Below are 22,020 nucleotides of genomic sequence, written 5' to 3' on the forward strand. Positions count from 1 at the left end.
TGCATTGAATGAAACTTAACTGAATCGAAGTGTCGTTTCATTCAAAACTCATATCTTTCTAAAGCATATTACCCACGATTTTATGCTTGCCATCATATCAGAAAAACTGGCCACATCTCGCTCGGCTCCTTACCTATTCAAAGTAGTCATTGAACTGTCGATAAGATGGATTATGTTAAGTAAATCACTTTTGTAGGGAGTTGACTTTGACCTTTTTTTGTGCTAAGCAGGCGCTGCGGGAATATGCTACGCTTTCCATGGGGCCGGCTTCAGCTAACTAAAAAGAAGAGCACTTTTTAGTGGATCTTCAGCTCGTCCTGCGATGCACAGGACGTGCAAGTGCAGGCGTTGCAACAGGTCGTTGTGATTTTAGCCTGTAAACCATTTTCAAGTCTTCGCATATTCCCTCCGCTAGAAAGTAGTTCAACAATGATTATCACTGCAAGGAAGAAGTATTCTAGGTACCTAGAATTTGTTGCAGCCAAAAAATCGTCAACTGCTTATTTGGCATCATGATAAACAACGCTATAAGGTAGTTCCATCCTTTATAAAGGAACATATCATATGATCGAATCATTCTCTAAACAAGTTTATTTGGCATGATGAAGGTGCCTAAACCCCTTCATCCTAGCAGTCGATTCGATTGTATACTAGGTGGAGACTGTGAAGACCCCGCAGGAAGCGATCTGTGCTGACGAGGAGGCTAAAGCCTTGTCCCACGGAAAGCGTAACCTATTTCCGCAGCGCTTCCTAGCACATTAAAAACGTTCAACATGATCACTTGGAGTAGCCTCTTACTTAACATAACCCATCTTATCGGTACTCTGGTTCATTATAGATCAAATCGTTCCATATCCTATTATACCAAGGATTACATGCTTTTCTGTCATATGAAAAAGGACAGCATATCACGCGCTGTCCTTTTTGTTATCCTACGTAATCCAGTTGTTGATTGTTTTTACTTATTTCGTTGATTGTGCCACCGCCTAAACATACATCCCCTTGGTAAAAGACGACTGCTTGTCCAGGGGTAATCGCACGTTCTGGGGCGTCGAAAACAACTTTTACCTTACCATCATCTTGTGGATGCACCATTACTCCATGATCCTGCTGACGATAGCGGAATTTCGCTGTACAATGAAAAGATTCTATCGGCTGCTCATTGATCCAGTTTAACGACTCCGCCATCAGACTTTCTGAATACAAGGCGTCGTTATGATAATCTGCACCCACATACAGCACATTATCTTCCAGGTTTTTACCAACCACAAACCATGGACCACCTGGACCACCAATGCCGAGCCCTTGTCGTTGCCCAATTGTATAATACATTAAGCCATCATGGTTTCCTTTCTCGACACCATCTAATGTCATCATTTTACCTGGCTGTGCTGGTAAATATTCACTTAAGAAATCCTTGAAATTTCGTTCCCCGATAAAACAAATCCCCGTACTATCTTTTTTGTATGCAGTAGCTAAGTTATTCTCCTCAGCAATGCGACGGACCTCGGATTTTGGTAGATGACCAAGCGGAAACAACACTTTTTGCAAGACTTCTTGCGATAATTGATTCAAGAAATAGGTCTGATCTTTATTATCATCCACGCCTCGCAACATCTCCACTTGATTCCCTTCCCTTTTTATTTGGGCATAGTGACCGGTTGCGACATAATCAGCCCCTAGCGATAAGGCATGCTCCAAAAAGGCCTTAAACTTAATCTCTTTGTTACACATCACATCTGGATTGGGCGTTCTACCTGCCTTATATTCATCTAAAAAATAGGTGAATACCTTGTCCCAATATTGCTTTTCAAAATTCACGCCATAATACGGAATATCTAATTGATTACATACCCTGATGACATCTTCAAAATCTTCTGTTGCCGTACATACACCATTTTCATCCGTGTCGTCCCAATTTTTCATAAAAATCCCTACCACATCATAGCCTTGTTGTTTTAACAAGAGTGCTGTAACGGAGGAATCAACTCCACCGCTCATACCAACGACTACGCGGGTATCTTGCTTTTTTTTCATGTTATCACCACCTTATCTAGTCAGTCTATTTACTGTATCGGCTATCTTATCGGCTGCTTCTCTGATACTCTCTTCATCATTAGCTAAACCAAAGCTAAAACGGACAGAATTCATGGTGCGTTCTTCTTCATCTAAAAACATCGCACTAAGTACGTGGGAAGGCTCTATGGAACCCGCAGTGCACGCACTTCCGCTAGAAGCGGCCACACCGTTCAAATCAAAGTTCATCAACAGTGTCTCCACATTCGTACCAGGAAAACTTACGTTAATAATCGTTGGCACACTTGCACGCCTGCCCCCATTAACCACAAAATCCACCTCTTTGGCACGTAAGGTTTGCAAGAATAACTCAGCAAACTGTTGATAGATATCATACCGAACAGCTTGCGATTCTTGAACCAATTCAATCGCTTTGGCAAAGCCAGCAATACCAGCCACATTTTCTGTACCGGCACGGCGCTTGCGTTCTTGTTCACCGCCAAATTGCAAAGGCTGTAAGTTTAATTCTTTGTCGGCGTAAAGGAAACCCAAGCCTTTTGGGCCATTAATTTTGTGCGAAGAAACGGTTAATAAGTCGACTCGCAATGCTTGGATGTCAATAGGAAGAAGGCCATAGGCTTGCACGGCATCCGTATGAAACAATACATCGCGCTCGTGTAATAACCGACCTATTTCCGCAATTGGCTGTATCGTTCCTATCTCATTGTTCACCATCATAATCGATACTAAGATCGTATCTTCGCGAAGTGCATCCATGACTTGCTCCACATGAATATGACCTTGTTCGTTGACCTCTAAATAGGTCACATCAAATCCTTGCTTTTCTAAATGATTTACCGTGTGTAATACAGCATGATGCTCTATTTGGGTTGTAACAATATGCTTTCCTTTCGCTTGATTAGCTAAGGCCGCACCCATGATAGCCATATTATTTGCTTCTGTACCACCGCTTGTAAAGGTAATACTGCGTTCATCTGCACCGATCGATTCAGCTGCCGTTGCCCTTGCCCGATCAAGTATTTGCCTGGCCTTTCTTCCAAACGAATGGATACTCGATGGATTACCAAAATTCTCCTGATAGACCTGCATCATTACTTCGATCACTTCTGGATGGACCGGCGTTGTCGCAGCATGGTCTAAATAAATTGCATTCATCTTCTGTCATCCTTTACTTTCCTGTCTCTAATCATTATCTCCATAGAGTATAGTGCCAATATTAAATATAAAACATATAAGGATCTTGTATTCCTTTTTCACCATAAGTGGATAGGTCTTGTAATGTAGTTGTATCAAGCACCTCTTTTACGGCGTCTCGAATCCGGATCCATAACTCCTGTTTGGCAGGCTCTTCGTCTTCCATACCCTCTACTGGTGTGATCGGCCCTTCTAAGATTCGAATAATATCGCCTGCTGTTATTTCGCTAGGTTCTTTAGCCAGTATATATCCACCATATGCTCCACGAATACTCTTCACCAAGCTGGCGTTTCTTAGTGGCGCAACCAGCTGCTCCAAATAATGCTCCGATAACCCGTGTTCTTGGGCAATTGTTTTTAATGAAATCGGACCATTCCCTTTATTTTTAGCTAATGCAATCATAATGGTTAATCCATATCTACCTTTGGTTGAAATCTTCATTGTTACACCTCATTCTTTCATCCGCTACATTATTAGTTTGTGTTCAAAAGCCGCTTAAAAAATCATTCAGCGACAGCCCCAGGAGGACGATTACTCGATCCAGCAAAAGGATTATTCCAGGTGTTGGCACATCCGTCAAAAATGCCACTATCATTCATTGCGGTCTTTTTCTTGAATTTTGAACATCCTATATTAGTTGTATTATACCATGAATGTTATAATAATGGCAGAGCTATCCTTTATGGTTTGCATATTAAACAATAGTAAAAAAACAGACACTCCTTGTCAAGTTGATTGCTTTACAAGACACTAGGGAGTTCTGGTCATAATACATATCGGAAAGGAAAGAGATATTCACATGCCAAATCAACCGCTTGCCTTTCGAATGAGGCCAAAAAATATTCATGAAATAATTGGACAACAGCATTTAGTCGGGACAGGAGAAATGATTCAACGAATGGTCGAGGCCAATCGGTTGCATTCTATGGTGCTATACGGACCACCCGGCACAGGCAAAACATCTATGGCGATTGGAATCGCTAATAGTTTACAGATCCGCTATAAGATGCTCAATGCTGCCATTGATAGAAAGAAAGATATGGAAATTGCTGTAGAAGAGGCGAAAATGTCTGGACAGCTAGTGGTTATTCTAGATGAAGTACACCGTCTCGATAAAGCAAAACAAGATTTTCTTTTACCTCATGTAGAATCTAACCTGATCACCTTGATCGGCTGTACGACGGAAAATCCATATCATAAGATTAGTCCTGCTATTCGCAGCCGCTCTCATATTTTCGAACTGTATCGATTAGAAAAACAGGATATTGATGATGCCATTAATCGAGCAATAGCCGATAAAGAAAATGGGTTAGGTGACTTACCTTTGGTCGTGAAAGACGAAGCGAAGGATCATTTTGCCAATGCATGTAATGGTGATTTACGAGCTGCCCTGAATGGTTTGGAATTAGCCGCCTACTCTACCCCGCAGCAAAATGGAGAAATTGTGATTGATCTAAATAATGCGGAAAAATGCATGCAGAAAAAAAGCTTTTCTCACGATAAGGGTGGAGATGCACACTATGATGTATTATCCGCCTTTCAAAAATCAATCCGCGGTAGTGATGTGGATGCAGCACTTCACTATTTAGCAAGACTGATTGAAGCCGGCGATTTAGAAAGTATTGCAAGAAGAATGCTGGTTTGCGCTTATGAGGATATCGGTTTAGCCAATCCACAAGCAGGTCCCAGAGCCTTAGCTGCGGTAGAAACGGCGGAAAGAGTTGGATTTCCTGAAGCCCGCATTCCTTTATCTGTAGCCATTGTAGAGCTATGTCTCTCACCAAAATCAAATAGTGCACCAACCGCATTAGATGACGCTTTATCCGATATTCGCACCGGAAACACAGGAGACATCCCTGTCCATTTAAAGGATGCCCATTACAAAGGAGCTGCCGCTTTAGGCAGAGGAATTGATTATAAATATCCACACAGCTATCAAGGAGGCTGGGTGCAGCAGCAATACTTGCCAGATAAGTTAAAGCATAAGCAATACTATCACCCAAAAGATACAGGTAAATTTGAAAAAAATTTACAACAAATATATCAAAAAGTAAAAAAATAATGTTTATTCTTCCTTATTCCTGGTCACACTAAGCTATAAACAGAAATATCTATTGGTCCTGCTTGTGTGGAAGCAATGGACTGACCAAGATTGCTAGCTTCTCTGGCACCACTATCGACTTTCTACTTGGTATTTTAACAGGGAAATAGACTTCGACGATTACAAGGTGCAAGAGTTTATATGGTTGACAATAAAACAGGAATGATGAAGGAGTGAAGCACCATGACAAAGGTAAGACAAGACGCTTGGTCCCACGAAGATGATTTATTGTTGGCAGAAACAGTTCTGCGGCATATTCGAGATGGGAGTACACAATTAACAGCATTTGATGAAGTAGGAGATAAGCTAAATCGTACTTCTGCTGCCTGCGGATTTCGTTGGAATGCAGAGGTAAGGCAAAGCTATGAACAAGCCGTTCAAATTGCCAAAAAACAAAGAAAAGAGAAAAAACGGGAATTGGCTAAGCAAAAACAACCACAGCAACCCGTTGCTAAACAGGAAAAAGAAGCCGACCGAAGTATTGAGGAAGAGGTTTATTCTTTTCTAAATTGGAATCAAACAAAACAGCAGCCAACACAGCCTGCACCGACGGAAAATTATACGGAGACGTATTCCATTGATCTTGATCAAGTGATTCGTTACTTACAATATATCAAGAAGGATTACCATCATATTCAGTCTTCACAGGCTAGCCAGCAGCACGTATTAGAAAACCATGAGAAGCTTAAGCAAGAGTTAGCCAACGAACAGAGAAGGGTAAAAGAGCTAGAGCAGGAACTACGAACCATGAATGAGGACTATCAGGCATTTATGCAAATCGTGGAACGCGCCAGAAAAATGGTTGTATTCGATGAAGAAGAATCTCGTCCCGTACCCACGTTTCGCATGGACAAGAATGGAAATTTAGAACAAGTAGCCAAATAATAAGCCTTGATACTGATTTAATCAGTATCAAGGCTTATTTATCTAATATTACCATTACATACGGTCTTTCATATCTTAAAGATTTAATCTCTACTTTTACCGTAGTCTACTCTATATTTGCCCCAAAAAAAAGACAATCCCAATTGTGCCGTTGAAGAAAACATGTTTTGATCCCGCTTCAAGCAGGTGGGTACCTTGTCCTGTACTTTGTGCGTCCGCAATAGATTCGTAAGTATAGCGGCATGCACTCCACACAAGAACAGCAGGTTCCCAATGTTATTAATGTTCGGTCAAAACATCATGAATTCAACGTACACATCAGGATTGCTTTTTCTATTTAACTAAATGATAGCATAACCATTTAAAAAATTCAAGCAATCACATACAATCTAGCCAAGCCCATTTTTAAGAATATACTTATTTTAACCTAAGGTGCAGCTCATTTAATTGTTTGTTATCTACCACGCTTGGTGCCTGTGTCATGGGATCGGCAGCAGAGGCTGTTTTAGGGAATAAAATAGTATCACGCAGGTTTGTACGACCAGCTAATAACATAATCAAACGATCAAAGCCAAAGGCGATTCCTCCATGCGGTGGTGCACCAAATTCCAAAGCTTCTAGCAAGAAACCAAACTGCGAAACGGCCTCTTCTTGCGTAAATCCAAGTTTCTCAAACATTTGATATTGCATGTCGCGCTGATAAATACGTAAGGAACCTCCGCCGAGCTCATAACCATTCAGTACAAGGTCATAGGCTTGAGCTTTCACGGAATCCGGGTCAGTGTCCACTTTGTCTAAATTAGCTTCTACTGGCATAGTGAAAGGGTGATGTGCTGCATGATAACGCCCCTCTGTTTCGTCATACTCCAAGAGTGGCCATTCCGTAATCCATAAAAAAGCAAATGTGCTTTCATCAATCAGATCATGGTCTTTTGCCAGTTTCATACGCAATGCGCCCAGTGTATCGAAAACAACTTCTTTTTTATCCGCAACAAAGAAAAGAATATCCCCCGTCGATGCTTCAAAAAGGGTACGAAACTCTGTCTGTTCTTCCTCGGAGAAGAATTTCGCAATGGGACCCGTTAAAGCCTCTTCTTCCACCTTCAACCATGCCAATCCTTTTGCGCCGTAGATTTTGGCAAAGTCGGTCATATTGTCCAAATCTTTACGAGAGTATTGGTCTGCCTTGCCTTTTAAGTTCAACCCGCTCACTTTTCCACCATTGTCAACTGCCTGACGGAAAACTTTGAAACTTGAGGTTTTGGCAACTTCAGATAAATTAACGAGCTCCATACCAAAACGGGTATCTGGTTTATCCGAGCCAAAGCGTTCCATGGCTTCCTCATATGGCATCCGTTGAAATGGCGTCTCTACCTCGAAATTCTTCACATCTTTCATTACCTTCTTCATCATTCGCTCGGTCATTGCCATAATTTCATCCATGGACATAAATGATGTCTCAATATCAATCTGGGTGAATTCCGGTTGACGATCGGCTCGTAAATCCTCATCCCGGAAACAACGAGCAAATTGGTAATACTTTTCAAAGCCAGCCACCATCAATAACTGTTTAAACAACTGTGGAGATTGCGGTAATGCATAGAAATAGCCTTCATGAACCCGACTCGGCACTAAATAATCACGAGCGCCTTCTGGCGTGCTTTTTGTCAGCATTGGCGTCTCCATTTCATAGAAATCTTCTTGATTTAAGAAGGATCGAATGGATTGTGTAGTCCGGTGGCGTAATTGAAAGGTTTCTTGCATCACCTCACGACGAAGATCTAAATAACGGTATTTTAAACGCAATTCTTCTGATACATCCATATCGTCTGTCAATGAGAACGGCGGCGTTTTTGCCTCGTTTAAAACAGAAATCTCGCTTACCATAACCTCAATCTCACCTGTTTGGATTTTTGGGTTGACCGTCTCTGCATCACGCTCAACCACTTCTCCCGTCACTTCGATCACATATTCACTGCGTACACTGTCAGCAATCGCATGAAGCTGTTTGCCGTTTTCAGCGTTCACCACAATTTGTACAACACCTGATCGATCACGTAAGTCGATAAAAATGATCTCACCTAAATCTCTGCGTTTTTGTACCCAGCCTTTCAATGTAACGCTTTTCCCTATATGCTCTTGCCGTAATGTTCCTGCTAATGTCCGCATCATCATATCCCCCTTATAGTATCTCTTTCATATGTTGTGTAAGCTGTTCCATGTCGATCGTCTCCTGATCTCCAGTTTTCATATTCTTTACAGCTATTTGCTGGTTGGCTAATTCATCATCACCCAGCACCAAGACATATTTAGCTTTAAGCCGATCCGCCGCTTTAAACTGAGCCTTGAATTTCTTATCTTGGTAATCTCGATCGGCCTGCACCCCTGCCAGTCGCAACTGATCGGTAATAGCTGCTGCTTTTAGCTTAGCCTCTTCACCAAGCGCTACGATGTAACAATCAAGTCCTTGATCAAGCGGTAATTCAATACCCTCTGCCTCCAAAGCCATCAATAGACGTTCCATACTTAAAGCAAAACCAATCCCCGGTGTTTCTGGACCGCCCAGATCCTGCACTAAACCATTATAACGACCGCCGCCAGATAAGGTAGTGATAGCACCAAACCCTTTGGCATCACTCATAATCTCAAATGCCGTATGGTTGTAATAATCAAGTCCTCTCACCAAGTTTGGGTCCACTTGATAAGTAATCCCCATTTCGTCTAAATATTCTTTTACTTTAGCAAAATAAGCTGTCGATTCCTCGTTTAAATAATCCAAAATGGATGGTGCTGTCTTCATTTTCGGATGATCTCGGTCCTTTTTGCAGTCTAATATACGCAGTGGATTTTGTTCCAGACGTGACTGACAATCGGAGCAAAGTTCTTTTTTCACCGGCGTAAAGTGATCAATCAATGCTTGACGGTGATTTTCACGACTTTCTTTATCCCCTAGACTATTAATTACTAATTTCAGCGACTGTAAACCGAAGACACGATAAGCATTCATCGCCAAGGATATCACTTCTGCATCGATAGCTGGGTCATCACTGCCTAAGGCCTCTACTCCATATTGGAAAAATTGTCGCATCCGGCCCTGCTGCGGTCTTTCGTAACGAAACATCGGACCAAAATAGAAAAGTTTTGTCGGCTGATTTGGAGAACCAAACAGCTTGTGTTCTACAAAAGAGCGCACAACAGAGGCCGTTCCTTCTGGTCTTAAGGTAATACTGCGGTCTCCTTTATCTGTAAAAGTATACATTTCTTTTTGCACAATATCAGTTGTATCACCCACTCCGCGTTGGAATAATTCAGTATGTTCAAATATCGGCGTACGAATCTCCTGATAGTGATAATTGTAACTCAATTCTTGCAGTTTATTTTCGATATACTGCCATTTTTCAGAGATTCCAGGTAAAATATCCTGCGTTCCTCTTGGCGCTTTCATACTCATTTCCTCCTTCTTATCAAATGGTGTTATTTTCCTTTTTTAACCATATAAAAACCCCTCATCCCAGTAAAAAAGGGACGAGAGGTTACCCGTGTTGCCACCCTAGTTGAAGTATTACTTGACCACTTCCACTCAAACAGTTAACGCCTGTCTACGTTTATACCTACTCTTATTCAGTATAAAACCTCCAGAATGTCTTTCACGCAAGGCAGTGAGTAAGAATTCTTACAGCCAGTGGAATTCTCTCTCTTTTCTCCTGCTTCTTGGTTACTTTTTCCTTCTATGGTTCTTCCTTCATTGTAATGTTTCTATAATACTTGGTTGCGATATGATTTGTCAAGCTTGTTTTTGTCGATTGGTTGTTTTTTGTGTAGAAGGTATCTCCATTGCTAACAGAGCCAAACCGTTATGAGGGTGCTCTCGAAAGGATAATTCTTTGCTGGGATGTAATTGTTGTTTGTAATGATTGGTTGCTGCCGTTATAGGGTGATGCCGATTCTTATATCTCATCTGCTTATTCCTTTACTTTGTAGGATAGTCTAAGTTTCCCCAGAACAATCAAGTATATACGGAATAGCAGGTAATTCCCTCAACGCTTATATTCTTCACTATCGATAATCATGGTCACCGGACCATCGTTGGTAAATGAAATATCCATTTTTGCACCAAAAATACCGGTGGCTACCTGAATGCCCTTCTCGCTTAATTGTTTATTATAATATTCATATAATTGCTTTGCATGATCCGGTTTAGCAGCCTGAGTAAAACTTGGTCGCCTACCTTTTCTTACATCTCCATATAACGTAAACTGTGAAATCGACAAAACAGATCCACCTACGTCTTTTAGGGACAAATTCATCTTATCATCGCTGTCCTCAAACACCCGTAAATGTATGGTTTTGTTCACGACATAATCGACATCTGCCTCTGTATCGGCATGAGTTATGCCGACTAATGCCAAATATCCATGTTCTATTTCTCCGATGACTTGATTGTCTACAGATACGGAAGCATGTTTTGCTCGTTGTAACACTACTTTCATTTAGTCCTAACCTGCCTTTACTGAATCGTTCTTTCTACGGTATAGACATCTTGAATTTGTTTTAAACGATCTACTATTTTTTTTAAGTGTTGATTATTATGAATCAAAATATTAATGTGAATCACCGCTATTTTTTGTCGGTCGGATCGTCCATTTACCGCCATAATATTGGTTTTCGCTTCATTAATCACCTGCAATACATCATTTAATAAACCTTGGCGATCATACCCAGAAATCTCCAAATCTACATGGTAAGACCGTTTTTCTGATTGTTCATTTTCCCATTTCACCTCTAAGAGTCTTTCCTTGATATGATCGGTTTGCACATTCGGACAGTCGGCGCGATGAACAGATACACCACGTCCTTTGGTAATATACCCAACAATCTTGTCTCCTGGCACTGGATTACAGCATCTGGCAAGGCGAATCAGCATGTTATCTACACCTTCTACGCGTACCCCTGACTCCCCTTTCGCTTTTTTACGCATCGATTGCCCGCTTGCATTAACCTCTTCAATCGTTTCCTCGATTGCCTTATCCTTTTCTTGCTGTTCACGAATTTTCTCGGTTAATCGTGTAACAATCTGTGCTGCTGTTATCCCATGGTAGCCCACTGCAGCAAACATATCCGCTTCGGTCGTAAAGCTAAATTTCTCCAAAACGGTTTTCAATTGTTCTTCCGTCATCAATTCCTTTGGCTCAAAGCCAGCTGCCCTTAATTCTTGCTCCACCATTTCCCGACCTTTAGATACATTCTCCTCACGTTGTTGTTTCTTGAAAAATTGTTTAATTTTATTTTTTGCCTGAGATGTTTGGGTTAACTTGAGCCAGTCTTGGGAAGGTCCGTAGGAATGCTTCGATGTCATCATTTCAATGATATCACCATTTTTCAGCTGATAATCCAATGGTTCAATCTTGCCATTAATCTTTGCACCGATCGTGTGGTTTCCCACCTCCGTGTGAATCTTGTATGCAAAGTCAATCGGCACGGAGCCTCTCGGCAGTTCCACCACATCACCTTTTGGAGTAAACACGTAAACCATATCGGAAAACAAATCGACCTTTAGGGATTCCATAAATTCTTCTGCATCCGTGGCGTCATTTTGCCATTCCAAAATCTCCCGAAACCAAGCCAGACGCTCTTCATTGGACTGTTGAGAAGCATTTTTCCCCTCTTTATAAGCCCAATGTGCCGCAATCCCGTACTCCGCAATTTCGTGCATCTCTTGGGTACGGATTTGCACTTCTAAAGGGGCTCCTTTTGGTCCAATCACCGTGGTATGCAACGACTGATAAAGATTTGGCTTAGGCATAGCAATATAATCCTTAAAACGGCCAGGCATCGGCTTCCAACATGTATGAATAATGCCTAATACGGCATAACAATCTTTGATACTTGAAACGATAATTCGAACGGCCAATAAGTCATAAATTTCATTGAATTGCTTCTTTTGCAGCATCATCTTTCGGTAAATACTGTAGATATGCTTTGGCCTGCCTGACAATTCCGCTTTAATATCTACATCCTTTAACTGTCTTTTGACTTCTTCCATGACTTCATCAATATAATGTACACGTTCTTCACGCTTTTGCTTCATGAGGTGTACAATACGATAATATTGTTGTGGGTTTAAATACCGCAAGGCCGTATCTTCAAGTTCCCATTTAATAGCAGATATCCCCAAACGATGAGCAAGCGGGGCGAAGATCTCCAGTGTTTCATTAGAAATGCGGCGTTGTTTCTCTGCTGGTAAATGCTTTAATGTACGCATATTGTGCAACCGGTCTGCCAGCTTAATCAATATAACACGAATATCCTTTGCCATAGCAATAAACATTTTTCGGTGTGTTTCGGCCTGCTGTGCCTCTTTCGACATATATTTAATTTTCCGTAGTTTGGTTACCCCGTCCACAAGCATGGCAACTTCCTCGTTAAACGCTGCCGAAATGTCTTCCAGTGTGTACTCCGTGTCTTCCACAACATCATGAAGAAAACCACCTGCAACTGTCTCCGGATCCAATTTTAAGTCTACTAAGATTCCAGCCACCTGAACGGGATGAATAATGTAAGGTTCACCTGATTTTCGAAATTGACCTTCATGCGCCTTTTCAGCAAACTCATACGCACGTTTAATAAACCCGACATCCTCTTTATTTAAATAACTTTCCGCTTCATGAAATACATCTTCAGGCGCTAAAATTTTATCCTTTGCCATATAATCACCTTTTACTAAGTAATACTTGCACATTAGATACAGCTTTTCAGAAATGCTCGCTGCTTTTCTATTCGATACTTATCTTCACATGTTATTGCATGGATATGCTAATAGTGTAGACCTTTATCATCGAACCAAAACGTTTATTTACTATCATAACAGAAAAATCGTGATTTTTCCTCATAAAAATCATATTTCTCTAATTGTTCGTCCCACATTTGGTTTTTACGATTGATGTTCTTTAGGAGTGATCTTCAAAAGTACACTTTATTCTTTATCTTGATAGAAGTGTATGCTCATGCTTGACTCGATAAGATGGATTATGTGAAGTAGCTTGGTCATTATGTTGAATATGTGTGGATGACAACGCTCCACCCAAGCCCTTCGTTAGGAATGGTATCCTACTGCGTTAATGGATCAAGAGCACATATCAGGTCAAAGAATGCTTTGTATCCAACTTCTTTTCTTTTTCATATATACCAGCGTCTAGAACCTATTCCCAAAGCGGATTATTTCACATAATCCACCTTATCGATACTTTAGCCGTCAAGCAACCTAAGCATATGGAATTATTTATGATTATCCATCGCACGATCAAAACCTTTCCAACTGCTGTTTAAGTAAGGGTTATATATCTTATTTACTGTATAAAAAAACCAAAGCATATCACTTTGGTTTTTTGTTCGGCATATGGTAATACGTGAACCTTATAATTAGTACTGCATAAGCGTTAATACATCATAGCCTTCTAATTTATCACGACCATTTAAATAGGTTAATTCAATTAAGAAAGCACAGCCAACAACGATTCCTCCAAGTTCTTCTACCAGATTGATGGTTGCTTCAATCGTTCCACCTGTCGCCAGTAAATCATCGGTAATAAGAACACGCTGTCCCGGCTTGATCGCATCTTTATGGATCGTTAGCACATTTTTTCCATACTCCAGTCCGTAGTCTACCTTAATGACTTCCCGTGGCAGTTTACCTTCTTTCCTAACTGGGGCAAATCCTATTTCTAAGGCAAACGAAACCGGACATCCAACAATAAAACCTCGTGCTTCTGGTCCTACTACCAAATCAATTTCTTTATTCTCCGCATATTCAACAATTTCTTCCACCGCAGCCTTGTAAGCAGGACCATTATCCATCAAAGTGGTAATATCCTTAAACTGTACTCCTTCTTTTGGCCAATCTTCTACTAAGGTAACATACTTTTTATAATCCATAGACGACTTCCTCCTCTTGTTCACTGTTCAATTGTTTCGTGATCCATGACTTTAATTGCTTATAAGATGAGTATACCAATATTTCTTCCAGTTGTATCTGTTTTTTTCTTTCCTTATATACATTGGCTTCCGTTAGATCCTTTTTAGAGGGACTCTGCAGCGGTACGATATTCTGACCATTTCCGCCAACAAAGTTTAATTCATGGAATACTTGAAACATAAATTTAATTTTGTCCAGCTTCCATCCCTTAAATTGGGCAAGTTTAGGAGCCTCTATTTTATAATTAAAGCTACCTTTTTTTAACAATGATTGATATAACCATTTGAACTCTTCGCGTGTCGGCAACGCTTCGAAATAATGGCCTTGATTCGTTGGGTAACACAGAAATAAACGTTTGAAATTTAAGGTTTGTAACAAATGAATGACATCATCCAGTTGATTCGGCATATCTAATAGAAAAAGTCCATCGGTGGACCGATTTAGTTGTGCTGCTTGCTCCTTAGAAAGGACATGTTCACCATCATGCTGTCCTTGAAAACTAACAGTAATATCCTGCGCTGTAGGTTTTATGTTCTTATGCCAATTTTTTACACCACGGTAATCAAATAATTGCCAATCAAACACGGCAATATCCTTTAGCATTAACTGAGGTTTGCGGATACCGTTCCATTCATTTATTTGCAGTTCAGCAATAACCTCTATTACGGAATCTTTTGCTAGATGAAGAAACGACGAGCCAAACCCAAAACCAATGGCATCCATTTGCACCCCTGCTTCCGCAAATTTTATTTTCAAATGATTCTTGGTTTCTCCAATTTGCCTCATCTCAGTAGGGGCTGCCTCCAAGTGAAATAAAGGCTTTGGGTTTCCCATGCCAAATGGTGCGAGCTGTTGCAATTCCATCAACAAATCTAAATCAATCTGGCTGATCGTCAAATGACCAGTCACCGTTAATTGGGGTTTAAAGTCATCCTCTGCCAACTGGATTTTGGCTAATGTCATTAATTCTTGTTGCAGCTTATTGATATTTTCAACGGGCAAGGTCATCCCAGCAGCTTGAGCATGACCGCCAAAATGCGTGAATAAATCTCGGTGCTGCATACAATTTTGAAACATATCAAATCCAGCTATACTACGTGCCGATCCTTTTGCTTGATTGGTTTCAGGGTCTATTGTTAATACAATGGCCGGTCGATGATAGGTTTGAATCAATTTCGATGCCACAATGCCGAGCACCCCCTGGTTCCACCCTTGCTTGGCCACGATAATGACATCGCCTTGTTGCTCATTTTCTTCATAGATTGCCATCGCTTCTTCTGTTATAGCAGAAACAATTCGTTGTCTTTCTGTGTTTAATTCTTGGATGTATCCTGCCAATTCTTCGGCTTCTTCTTCATCTTCTGTAAGCAATAAATCTACTGCCATATTGGCATCTTGCAGACGTCCAACCGCATTCAATCTTGGAGCAATTCGAAAGCCTACATCTTCTTCTGTTATCTGATCACTTATTTTACATTTTCTCATTAACGCTTGCATGCCTTTTCTTGATGTTTGGGCTAGTGACTGCAACCCATAATAGGCCAAAATCCGATTCTCATCTTGTAATGGTACCAAGTCAGCAATCGTGCCAACAGCTACTAAATCAAGATACTGTTTTGGTAGATAACCTAATAAGTGCTGGGCAAACTTAAAGGCGACACCTACACCGGCAAGTTCTTTAAAAGCGTAATCCTCCGAGCATTTTGGATGAATGACTGCCAAGGCTTCTGGCAGTTGTTCTTGTACCTCATGGTGGTCAGTAATGATAACATCCAGCCCTAATTCGTTAGCAACGGCTACTTCTTCCACTCCTGCAATGCCATTATCCACCGTGATAATTAACTGAAAGCCTTGTCGATGGGCTTCTCTAAATGCCGTCTCGTTTGGACCATACCCTTCTGTGAATCGATTGGGTATATAATAATCACACATGGCTCCCGCTTCTCTTAATGCTTCGATCATTACCGTTGTTGATGTTACACCATCTGCATCATAATCCCCATAAACAAGAATACTCTCTCCAGCTTCTACTGCTTGCTTTACTCGTTCTACTGCTGTATCTACCCCCGCCAAGTCACTCGTTGCAAGTAGATGATCTAAGGAAGGCTGTAGAAATTGTCTTGCCTTTTCCACCGAGTCAATTCCTTGCTGTACGAGCAGTTCCTTAACAACAGGGCCTGTGTCTATCGCGGCAAGCACCTCTGTGTTCGGTTTATTTTCCTGATTATATGTAAACAACCATTTTGACTGACTTTCTAACATGATTTCACCCCTGACTCACTTATTATACTAAAAGAGTAGCAGGGGTAGCAAACAGAAATTATTTATGATGGTTCGTCTCTTGTAAACTATGATTAGTTTCTGGATCCACCGTTTCCACATCTACAATCGGATCTTTCTTTGCTTTTAATGCATTTAATTCCGCTTTTACTGTCCGCAATTCTCTTTGCAACCGAATCAAACGAACGACGCCGACTGCTGCCGTAATCAATGCCCCCATCAATACAGAAAATAAAATGACAAGTATTAATGGTGCATGTCCGGTTCCGAACAAGTAATTCACTTCTACCGCATCAACATTGATAACCGCAAATATAGCAATAACAACAGCAAACACGACGGCTGATATAATGTATGTCTGACCTCTCATAACCACTCCACCTCCAAACAAGTCTCACTATTGTTCTATACCCTTTTCTCTTCTATCTATCTATGCAAAACTTTTATCCTTCACACGATTCTCTACTTATTAAGAAAAGCCGGTCAAAATCCGTTCGGTCCTTTACCGACCACTCAAAGTAGTCACTGAACTGCCGATAAGATGGATTATGTTAAATAATCCATCTTCTTGAGTGATGAGTTTGACCGTTTTATCTGTGCGAAGTAAGCCGCTGCGGGAATATGCTGCGCTTTTCTCGCAGGAGTCTCCGCCTATTTCCTACGCTGGGGAATAAGTACTACAATCGAATGGCTGCGAGAATGAAGCGTTCCAGGCACTATATTTCTGCAAATAAGCAAACCGCATAACCTTTTTCTGAGAACGATTCGATCATACATTATGACTTTTATAGTTATACCATGATCCAATACACAGCCGAAAAATCAGCTGACGATTTTCTCCTTTTGCTATCATAGTGTCTAAGTACCTAGAACGCTTCATCCTTGCAATGATAACCATTGTTGTACTTTTACCTAGCGGAGGGAATATGCGGAGACTCCAGTGGGACCAGGACGAGCTGAAGATCCACTTGTAAAAGTGCTCTTCTTTTGCAAGTTAGCTGAAGCCGGCCCCACGGAAAGCGCAGCATATTCCCGGAGCGCTCGCCTAGCATAAAAAAACGGACAAACTCACCACTAAAGAAAGCAAACTACTTTACATAATCCATCTTATCGGTACTCCGGTTCATTCAAGGTCAAATCGTTCCAAATCCCATTACATCAATGATTATAAATTTTTCTTACCTTAGAATAAAGGCTGGGATTACCCAGCCTTTATCAAACTTGTGGACCGTCATTACGTTTTTTCTCAGCATAAATAATGGGTTTCTCTTTGATCGATCTTCCACGCCATACTAACCATAGCTGGGCGGCAATGAACAGGGACGAATAAGTACCTGCTAATAAACCGACAATTAAAGCAAACGAGAAGTTGGTAATAGCGCTAGCCCCGAATACAAACAACATCACGGCTGCAAAGATAACGGTAAGTACCGTATTGATACTTCGTGCCAATGTTTGCATTAAGCTGTTGTTCACAATTTTAGCTAATTCCGCAAATGACTTAATTTTCTTCTTACGTTTTAAGTTCTCTCTAATTCGATCAAAAGTAACAATGGTATCATTAATCGAATAACCGACGATCGTTAATATCGCTGCAATAATGGTAATATCAAACTCCATTCTCGTAATCGCGAACAATGCCACAATAAAAAAGGCATCGTGGAGCAAGGCGACAATCGCCGTAAGTGCAAAATAAAACTCAAAACGAAAAGCGAGGTAAACAACAATCGCAATGGAGGCATACAATACGGCCAATAAAGCATTTTTCGCTAATTCCTCCCCGACAATTGGGGAAACCGTGCTGACGGTCGGCGCATGGCCATACTGCTCTTCAAATAAGCTCCTCACCTCGGCCACTTTTTCCTGAGAAAGGTCTTCTGAAAAACGAGCAACCGCCATATTCTCATCCTCACCCGAAACAACAATCGGGGCACTTGCTTCTAATCCTAACTCTTCAAAGGAGGACTCTACCTGCTCTGAGCTGATCGCTTCGTCCGCCAGCACATCTACTCGTGAACCAGAAACAAAGTCAATCCCTAGATTTAAACGAAAGATCGCTAAGCAGACAATACCAACCACTACTAATAAAATGGAGATGCTAAAGAACTTCTTGCGGTGCTCTACAATGTTAAAATAGCGTCCAAACACTTTTGGTTCTACCTCTTCATTGCTGTTAATATCTTGAATTTGTGATTTTTTCACCCCAAACCAGCCTGGACGCTTTTTAAGAAAGTTACTCTTCACCCATAAGCCAAGAAATAGACGTGAACCGAAGACTGCCGTTACAAAACTTAACACAATACTTACGATAAGCAAGGTCGCAAACCCTTTGACAGAGCTTGTACCAAAGATAAATAACACGGAAGCTGCAATCAATGTGGTAATATTTGCATCCAAAATCGTGCTTAACGAATTCTTATTACCTGATTTAAAGGCCGCCTTAATGGATTTACCTTCTTTCAATTCTTCTTTAATCCGCTCGTAGGTGATAATATTGGCATCCACGGCCATCCCTACCCCCAGCACAAGGGCTGCGATACCTGGCAATGTCAACACACCATTCATAAGCTGGAACACCAATAAAACCAAATACACATAGATACTTAAGGTGATCGCTGCAATCACACCAGGAAAGCGATAAAAGCAAATCATATAGATAAAGATTAATAAAACACCTAAGAAACCAGCAAAAACGGTTTTATCCAAGGCCTGCTGACCAAACTGGGCACCTACAGAAGTTGAGTATTCCTCCTCTAAATCAACGGGCAGAGAACCCGCATTTAACAGATCAGCTAATTGCTGAGCGGACTCAACGGTGAATGTTGGACTCTCAATCATAATATCGGTGGTTCGTAAGACATTTTGAAAGCCTGGATCCGAGATAATTTTCGAATCTTCTTTATTTCTTTCTTCCTCGTAGCTGTCGCCTTCTTCATAATCCATCCAAATCACGACACGATTGCTCGCCTCAGGGTCATCCGCAATCGCCTGTGTTGTATCCCCAAAACGATCGGCATCCTTAAATTTCACACTAACGATCGGTTGATTGGTATCCGGATTAAAATCCTGCCTTGCACTTCCTTCCTGGAGATCGGAACCATCCAAGTACTCTTGGTCATTCACATCTCGAAAGGAGAGTTCTGCAGTAGTAGCCAGCATTTCTCTTGCCTGGTCTTGATTTTCTACTCCAGCTAACTGTACACGAATACGATCAGGTTCCTCAATACTAAAACTAGGTTCGCTGATCCCCATGGAATTCACTCGCCGCTCCAGATTAGCAACGGTTGCTTCCAGCACACTGCGGTCTATTTCTTGACCTTCCTCTTCATCTAAAGGTTTCACCTCATAAAGAACTTCAAAACCGCCCTGAAGATCCAAACCTAGATTAATTTTACTTGCTACTCCAGAATATGTAGTACCAATTGTTGCACCCAAAATAATAACAATAAGAAAAAAGGCAACAATTCTTCCTTTATTTACCATTTATAAAGCCTCCCTAAATTAACAAACCCACTCCATTTTACAACAAATGCTAGTAAATCGACAAGTAACTGTGCTAAGCATCTGTTCTCCCTAGCACGGCATCCAGGGACTCTTGTAAATTGGTGTCCTCCCATGTACGCTGTGTTAAAAAGGTCATATACATACTCGATCGTAAGTGCATAATATCTTGTACCACCGCATTCAGCGATTTTTCCGGATCACCTTTCCATACTTTGGCTAGTAAGCATTGCCAAATATCCTCTGTCGAAATCTTGGAATAATCCAATAGTTTAAACTCTTCTACTTTACTCTCAAGCACAGGATCTAGTTCACTTTTCCAAGCAGATACTGCTTTTTTTGTCATTATAATTCCTCCGTTCATTCTACAAGGCTCTTTTCCTTAAAATAAAAAATCTATCTCATATTTGTCATGCCTGTCCTTATCTATTGCATATAATTCATTGTATATGAAAAATTTCGATTTGAGAAGGCAGGTCGATCAAAGTGACCAAACAAAATTTTTTAAAGGGAACATTGATTTTAATTACAGCAGGTATGATTACACGATTTCTAGGATTTATCAATCGAATTGTAGTTGCTCGCATAATGGGTGAAGAAGGAATTGGATTATATAATATGGCCCTCCCCACCTTGTTTTTGATGTATACTATCTCACAAGTTGGTCTACCTATTGCTATCTCTAAGCGGGTCGCTGAAGCAGAAGCTAAAAATAATCAGCAAAAAATCAAACAAATTCTGCTTATTTCTCTATCGATTACCATATCGCTTAGTGTTGTGTCCTCTGTGATTATGTTTATTAGCATCCCGTACATTGCAGAATATCTACTGACAGATAAACGGGTCATACTCCCCATGATGGCTATTATTCCGATGATTCCTATTAGTGCAGTAGGATCCGTTATACGTGGATATTTTCAAGGAAGACAGAACATGAAACCGCAAAGCTATGCCCAAGTAATTGAGCAAGTAGTTCGCATTGGCTTTGTGATCTTGCTTGTGCATTATTTGGTACCTTATGGTGTGGAATATGCCGCTGCAGGAGCAATGGTTTCCGTTATCATTGGTGAAGGCGTTTCGCTCTGGTATATGATTTGGGTGTTTCAAGCTAAAAAACGAATTAAAATAAGGAAAAATATTTGGCATCATTTAAAAACGGGAAAACAAACGTTATACCAACTGTTTTCAATCGCGATTCCGAGCACAGCCAGCCGGATGGTGAATTCCATTGCCAATTTTCTTGAACCAATCCTTGTTGCTCAAAGCCTTGCTTTAGCAGGATTTCAAGCTACGGTGGCTACGAAGCAATATGGTATGCTGACTGGTTATGCGCTGCCACTTTTATTCTTGCCAACCTTTATCACCCATTCGTTGGCAGTAGCGCTTGTTCCTAATTTAAGTGAGGCAGAGGCCTTGCATCACTCAAAACGGATTCACTATCGAATTCACCAGGCTATTCGTTTGTCGTTTGCTTCAGGAGCCATTGCAACCGTCTTATTAACCTTATTTGCTGATACGATTTTGCATTACATGTACGGAACGACCAATGCCAGTATCTTTCTTAAATTAATGGCTCCTTGTTTTCTGTTTATGTATATTCAGTTTCCGCTCAATGCCTCCTTACAGGCATTAGATCTGGCCAAGCAAGCCATGTGGAATAATATTATATCTACGATCATTAAATTTGTTGTCTTAATCGGGTTAACGACTAACCCAGAAATAGGTATTTATGGGGCGGCAATTGCGATGTGTGCTGGTGTTATTATTGGTACCATGCTTCATTTAATAACATTACATCGAGCGATTCGATTCCATATTCCGGCCATTATGATCGTAAAAATGCTCGCCTTAATTGTGCTGACATTTTGGCTCGGCGAACTATTGGTTCGAATTTTATCATTTGATTTAACCAATCTCGCTTCCTTTGCTGCCATACTCTTACTATTATTTGCTTGCTATATTATCTTTCTCTTCTGCTTACAGTTTATTCGTTGGGACGAGCTTAAACCATTATGGAAACGGTCATGATCAAAACAGAAGATAGCCTGA

Annotated in this window: 16 protein-coding genes, 1 other RNA gene and 1 other annotated feature; of the genes, 3 read left to right on the top strand and 14 right to left on the bottom strand. The window is 40.9% G+C overall.

Going from position 1 to position 22,020, the window contains the following annotated elements; all coding sequences use genetic code 11:
• Window positions 1-927: 927 nt before the first annotated feature.
• The 3 genes from mnmA to cymR all read right to left on the bottom strand — a co-directional run bounded on the left by mnmA (window position 928) and on the right by cymR (window position 3,673).
• The gene (gene mnmA, locus BN6556_RS18210; RefSeq protein ID WP_066194319.1) at window positions 928-2,037 is read right to left on the bottom strand and encodes a tRNA 2-thiouridine(34) synthase MnmA; all 1,110 of its coding nucleotides are present in this window, start codon (window positions 2,035-2,037) and stop codon (window positions 928-930) included.
• A 12-nt stretch (window positions 2,038-2,049) separates the two neighbouring features.
• Window positions 2,050-3,192: a cysteine desulfurase family protein gene (locus tag BN6556_RS18215; RefSeq protein WP_066194323.1), complete on the bottom strand. Its 1,143-nt coding sequence runs from the start codon at window positions 3,190-3,192 to the stop codon at window positions 2,050-2,052.
• Between the two features lie 61 nt (window positions 3,193-3,253).
• Window positions 3,254-3,673, bottom strand: coding sequence for a cysteine metabolism transcriptional regulator CymR (cymR, locus tag BN6556_RS18220; protein WP_066194326.1), 420 nt, complete (start codon window positions 3,671-3,673; stop codon window positions 3,254-3,256).
• A gap of 358 nt (window positions 3,674-4,031) precedes the next feature.
• Here cymR and BN6556_RS18225 point away from each other — a divergent pair, with 358 nt between their 5' ends.
• Together BN6556_RS18225 and BN6556_RS18230 are read left to right on the top strand one after the other, a co-directional pair.
• On the top strand, window positions 4,032-5,294 hold the full coding sequence (locus tag BN6556_RS18225; protein WP_066194329.1) for a replication-associated recombination protein A: 1,263 nt from the start codon (window positions 4,032-4,034) through the stop codon (window positions 5,292-5,294).
• Between the two features lie 222 nt (window positions 5,295-5,516).
• Window positions 5,517-6,218 (top strand): RsfA family transcriptional regulator, encoded by a 702-nt coding sequence (locus tag BN6556_RS18230; protein WP_066194332.1) that lies wholly within the window; start codon window positions 5,517-5,519, stop codon window positions 6,216-6,218.
• Between the two features lie 132 nt (window positions 6,219-6,350).
• On the opposite strand, the gene ssrS is transcribed toward BN6556_RS18230, so the two are convergent.
• From ssrS to BN6556_RS18280, 11 genes are all read right to left on the bottom strand, one after another.
• Window positions 6,351-6,546: non-coding RNA, 6S RNA (ssrS, locus tag BN6556_RS18235), on the bottom strand.
• Window positions 6,547-6,635: 89 nt separating this feature from the next.
• Window positions 6,636-8,393, bottom strand: coding sequence for an aspartate--tRNA ligase (gene aspS, locus BN6556_RS18240; RefSeq protein WP_066194334.1), 1,758 nt, complete (start codon window positions 8,391-8,393; stop codon window positions 6,636-6,638).
• Window positions 8,394-8,400: 7 nt separating this feature from the next.
• Window positions 8,401-9,669, bottom strand: a complete 1,269-nt coding sequence (gene hisS, locus BN6556_RS18245) for a histidine--tRNA ligase (protein WP_066194335.1) — start codon at window positions 9,667-9,669, stop codon at window positions 8,401-8,403.
• A gap of 67 nt (window positions 9,670-9,736) precedes the next feature.
• Window positions 9,737-9,958 (bottom strand) — a binding site (T-box leader).
• Window positions 9,959-10,002: 44 nt separating this feature from the next.
• Window positions 10,003-10,176 (bottom strand): hypothetical protein, encoded by a 174-nt coding sequence (locus tag BN6556_RS22190; protein ID WP_161485725.1) that lies wholly within the window; start codon window positions 10,174-10,176, stop codon window positions 10,003-10,005.
• A gap of 79 nt (window positions 10,177-10,255) precedes the next feature.
• Window positions 10,256-10,708 (bottom strand): D-aminoacyl-tRNA deacylase, encoded by a 453-nt coding sequence (gene dtd, locus BN6556_RS18250; protein ID WP_066194338.1) that lies wholly within the window; start codon window positions 10,706-10,708, stop codon window positions 10,256-10,258.
• Between the two features lie 17 nt (window positions 10,709-10,725).
• Complete coding sequence (locus BN6556_RS18255; RefSeq protein ID WP_066194341.1) at window positions 10,726-12,924, bottom strand: RelA/SpoT family protein; 2,199 nt, start codon at window positions 12,922-12,924, stop codon at window positions 10,726-10,728.
• A 713-nt stretch (window positions 12,925-13,637) separates the two neighbouring features.
• Window positions 13,638-14,150, bottom strand: coding sequence for an adenine phosphoribosyltransferase (locus BN6556_RS18260; protein WP_066194344.1), 513 nt, complete (start codon window positions 14,148-14,150; stop codon window positions 13,638-13,640).
• Window positions 14,140-16,452 carry a single-stranded-DNA-specific exonuclease RecJ gene (gene recJ / locus BN6556_RS18265; protein WP_066194348.1) on the bottom strand — a complete coding sequence of 771 codons (2,313 nt, stop codon included), beginning with the start codon at window positions 16,450-16,452 and terminating at the stop codon, window positions 14,140-14,142. The genes BN6556_RS18260 and recJ overlap by 11 nt, the downstream gene beginning before the upstream one ends.
• Window positions 16,453-16,510: 58 nt before the next feature.
• Window positions 16,511-16,840, bottom strand: coding sequence for a LapA family protein (locus BN6556_RS18270; protein WP_066194351.1), 330 nt, complete (start codon window positions 16,838-16,840; stop codon window positions 16,511-16,513).
• 845 nt (window positions 16,841-17,685) lie between these two features.
• A complete protein-coding gene (gene secDF / locus BN6556_RS18275; protein ID WP_066194354.1) occupies window positions 17,686-19,953 on the bottom strand; it encodes a protein translocase subunit SecDF in 2,268 nt (755 codons plus the stop codon).
• Window positions 19,954-20,026: 73 nt separating this feature from the next.
• Window positions 20,027-20,317, bottom strand: a complete 291-nt coding sequence (locus BN6556_RS18280) for a post-transcriptional regulator (RefSeq protein WP_066194356.1) — start codon at window positions 20,315-20,317, stop codon at window positions 20,027-20,029.
• A 140-nt stretch (window positions 20,318-20,457) separates the two neighbouring features.
• On the opposite strand from BN6556_RS18280, the gene spoVB reads away from it, so the two are divergent.
• The gene (gene spoVB / locus BN6556_RS18285) at window positions 20,458-21,999 is read left to right on the top strand and encodes a stage V sporulation protein B (RefSeq protein ID WP_066194358.1); all 1,542 of its coding nucleotides are present in this window, start codon (window positions 20,458-20,460) and stop codon (window positions 21,997-21,999) included.
• Window positions 22,000-22,020: the final 21 nt, after the last annotated feature.

This window comes from Gracilibacillus timonensis, assembly GCF_900086715.1.
GTDB lineage: Bacteria > Bacillota > Bacilli > Bacillales > Amphibacillaceae > Gracilibacillus > Gracilibacillus timonensis.

What these genes read in the sequence shown, in the direction of transcription:
- mnmA (WP_066194319.1), bottom strand. Translation starts at nt 2,037, where the DNA reads ATGAAAAAAAAGCAAGATACCCGCGTAGTCGTTGGTATGAGCGGTGGA.
- BN6556_RS18215 (WP_066194323.1), bottom strand. Translation starts at nt 3,192, where the DNA reads ATGAATGCAATTTATTTAGACCATGCTGCGACAACGCCGGTCCATCCA.
- cymR (WP_066194326.1), bottom strand. Translation starts at nt 3,673, where the DNA reads ATGAAGATTTCAACCAAAGGTAGATATGGATTAACCATTATGATTGCA.
- BN6556_RS18225 (WP_066194329.1), top strand. Translation starts at nt 4,032, where the DNA reads ATGCCAAATCAACCGCTTGCCTTTCGAATGAGGCCAAAAAATATTCAT.
- BN6556_RS18230 (WP_066194332.1), top strand. Translation starts at nt 5,517, where the DNA reads ATGACAAAGGTAAGACAAGACGCTTGGTCCCACGAAGATGATTTATTG.
- aspS (WP_066194334.1), bottom strand. Translation starts at nt 8,393, where the DNA reads ATGATGATGCGGACATTAGCAGGAACATTACGGCAAGAGCATATAGGG.
- hisS (WP_066194335.1), bottom strand. Translation starts at nt 9,669, where the DNA reads ATGAGTATGAAAGCGCCAAGAGGAACGCAGGATATTTTACCTGGAATC.
- BN6556_RS22190 (WP_161485725.1), bottom strand. Translation starts at nt 10,176, where the DNA reads ATGAGATATAAGAATCGGCATCACCCTATAACGGCAGCAACCAATCAT.
- dtd (WP_066194338.1), bottom strand. Translation starts at nt 10,708, where the DNA reads ATGAAAGTAGTGTTACAACGAGCAAAACATGCTTCCGTATCTGTAGAC.
- BN6556_RS18255 (WP_066194341.1), bottom strand. Translation starts at nt 12,924, where the DNA reads ATGGCAAAGGATAAAATTTTAGCGCCTGAAGATGTATTTCATGAAGCG.
- BN6556_RS18260 (WP_066194344.1), bottom strand. Translation starts at nt 14,150, where the DNA reads ATGGATTATAAAAAGTATGTTACCTTAGTAGAAGATTGGCCAAAAGAA.
- recJ (WP_066194348.1), bottom strand. Translation starts at nt 16,452, where the DNA reads ATGTTAGAAAGTCAGTCAAAATGGTTGTTTACATATAATCAGGAAAAT.
- BN6556_RS18270 (WP_066194351.1), bottom strand. Translation starts at nt 16,840, where the DNA reads ATGAGAGGTCAGACATACATTATATCAGCCGTCGTGTTTGCTGTTGTT.
- secDF (WP_066194354.1), bottom strand. Translation starts at nt 19,953, where the DNA reads ATGGTAAATAAAGGAAGAATTGTTGCCTTTTTTCTTATTGTTATTATT.
- BN6556_RS18280 (WP_066194356.1), bottom strand. Translation starts at nt 20,317, where the DNA reads ATGACAAAAAAAGCAGTATCTGCTTGGAAAAGTGAACTAGATCCTGTG.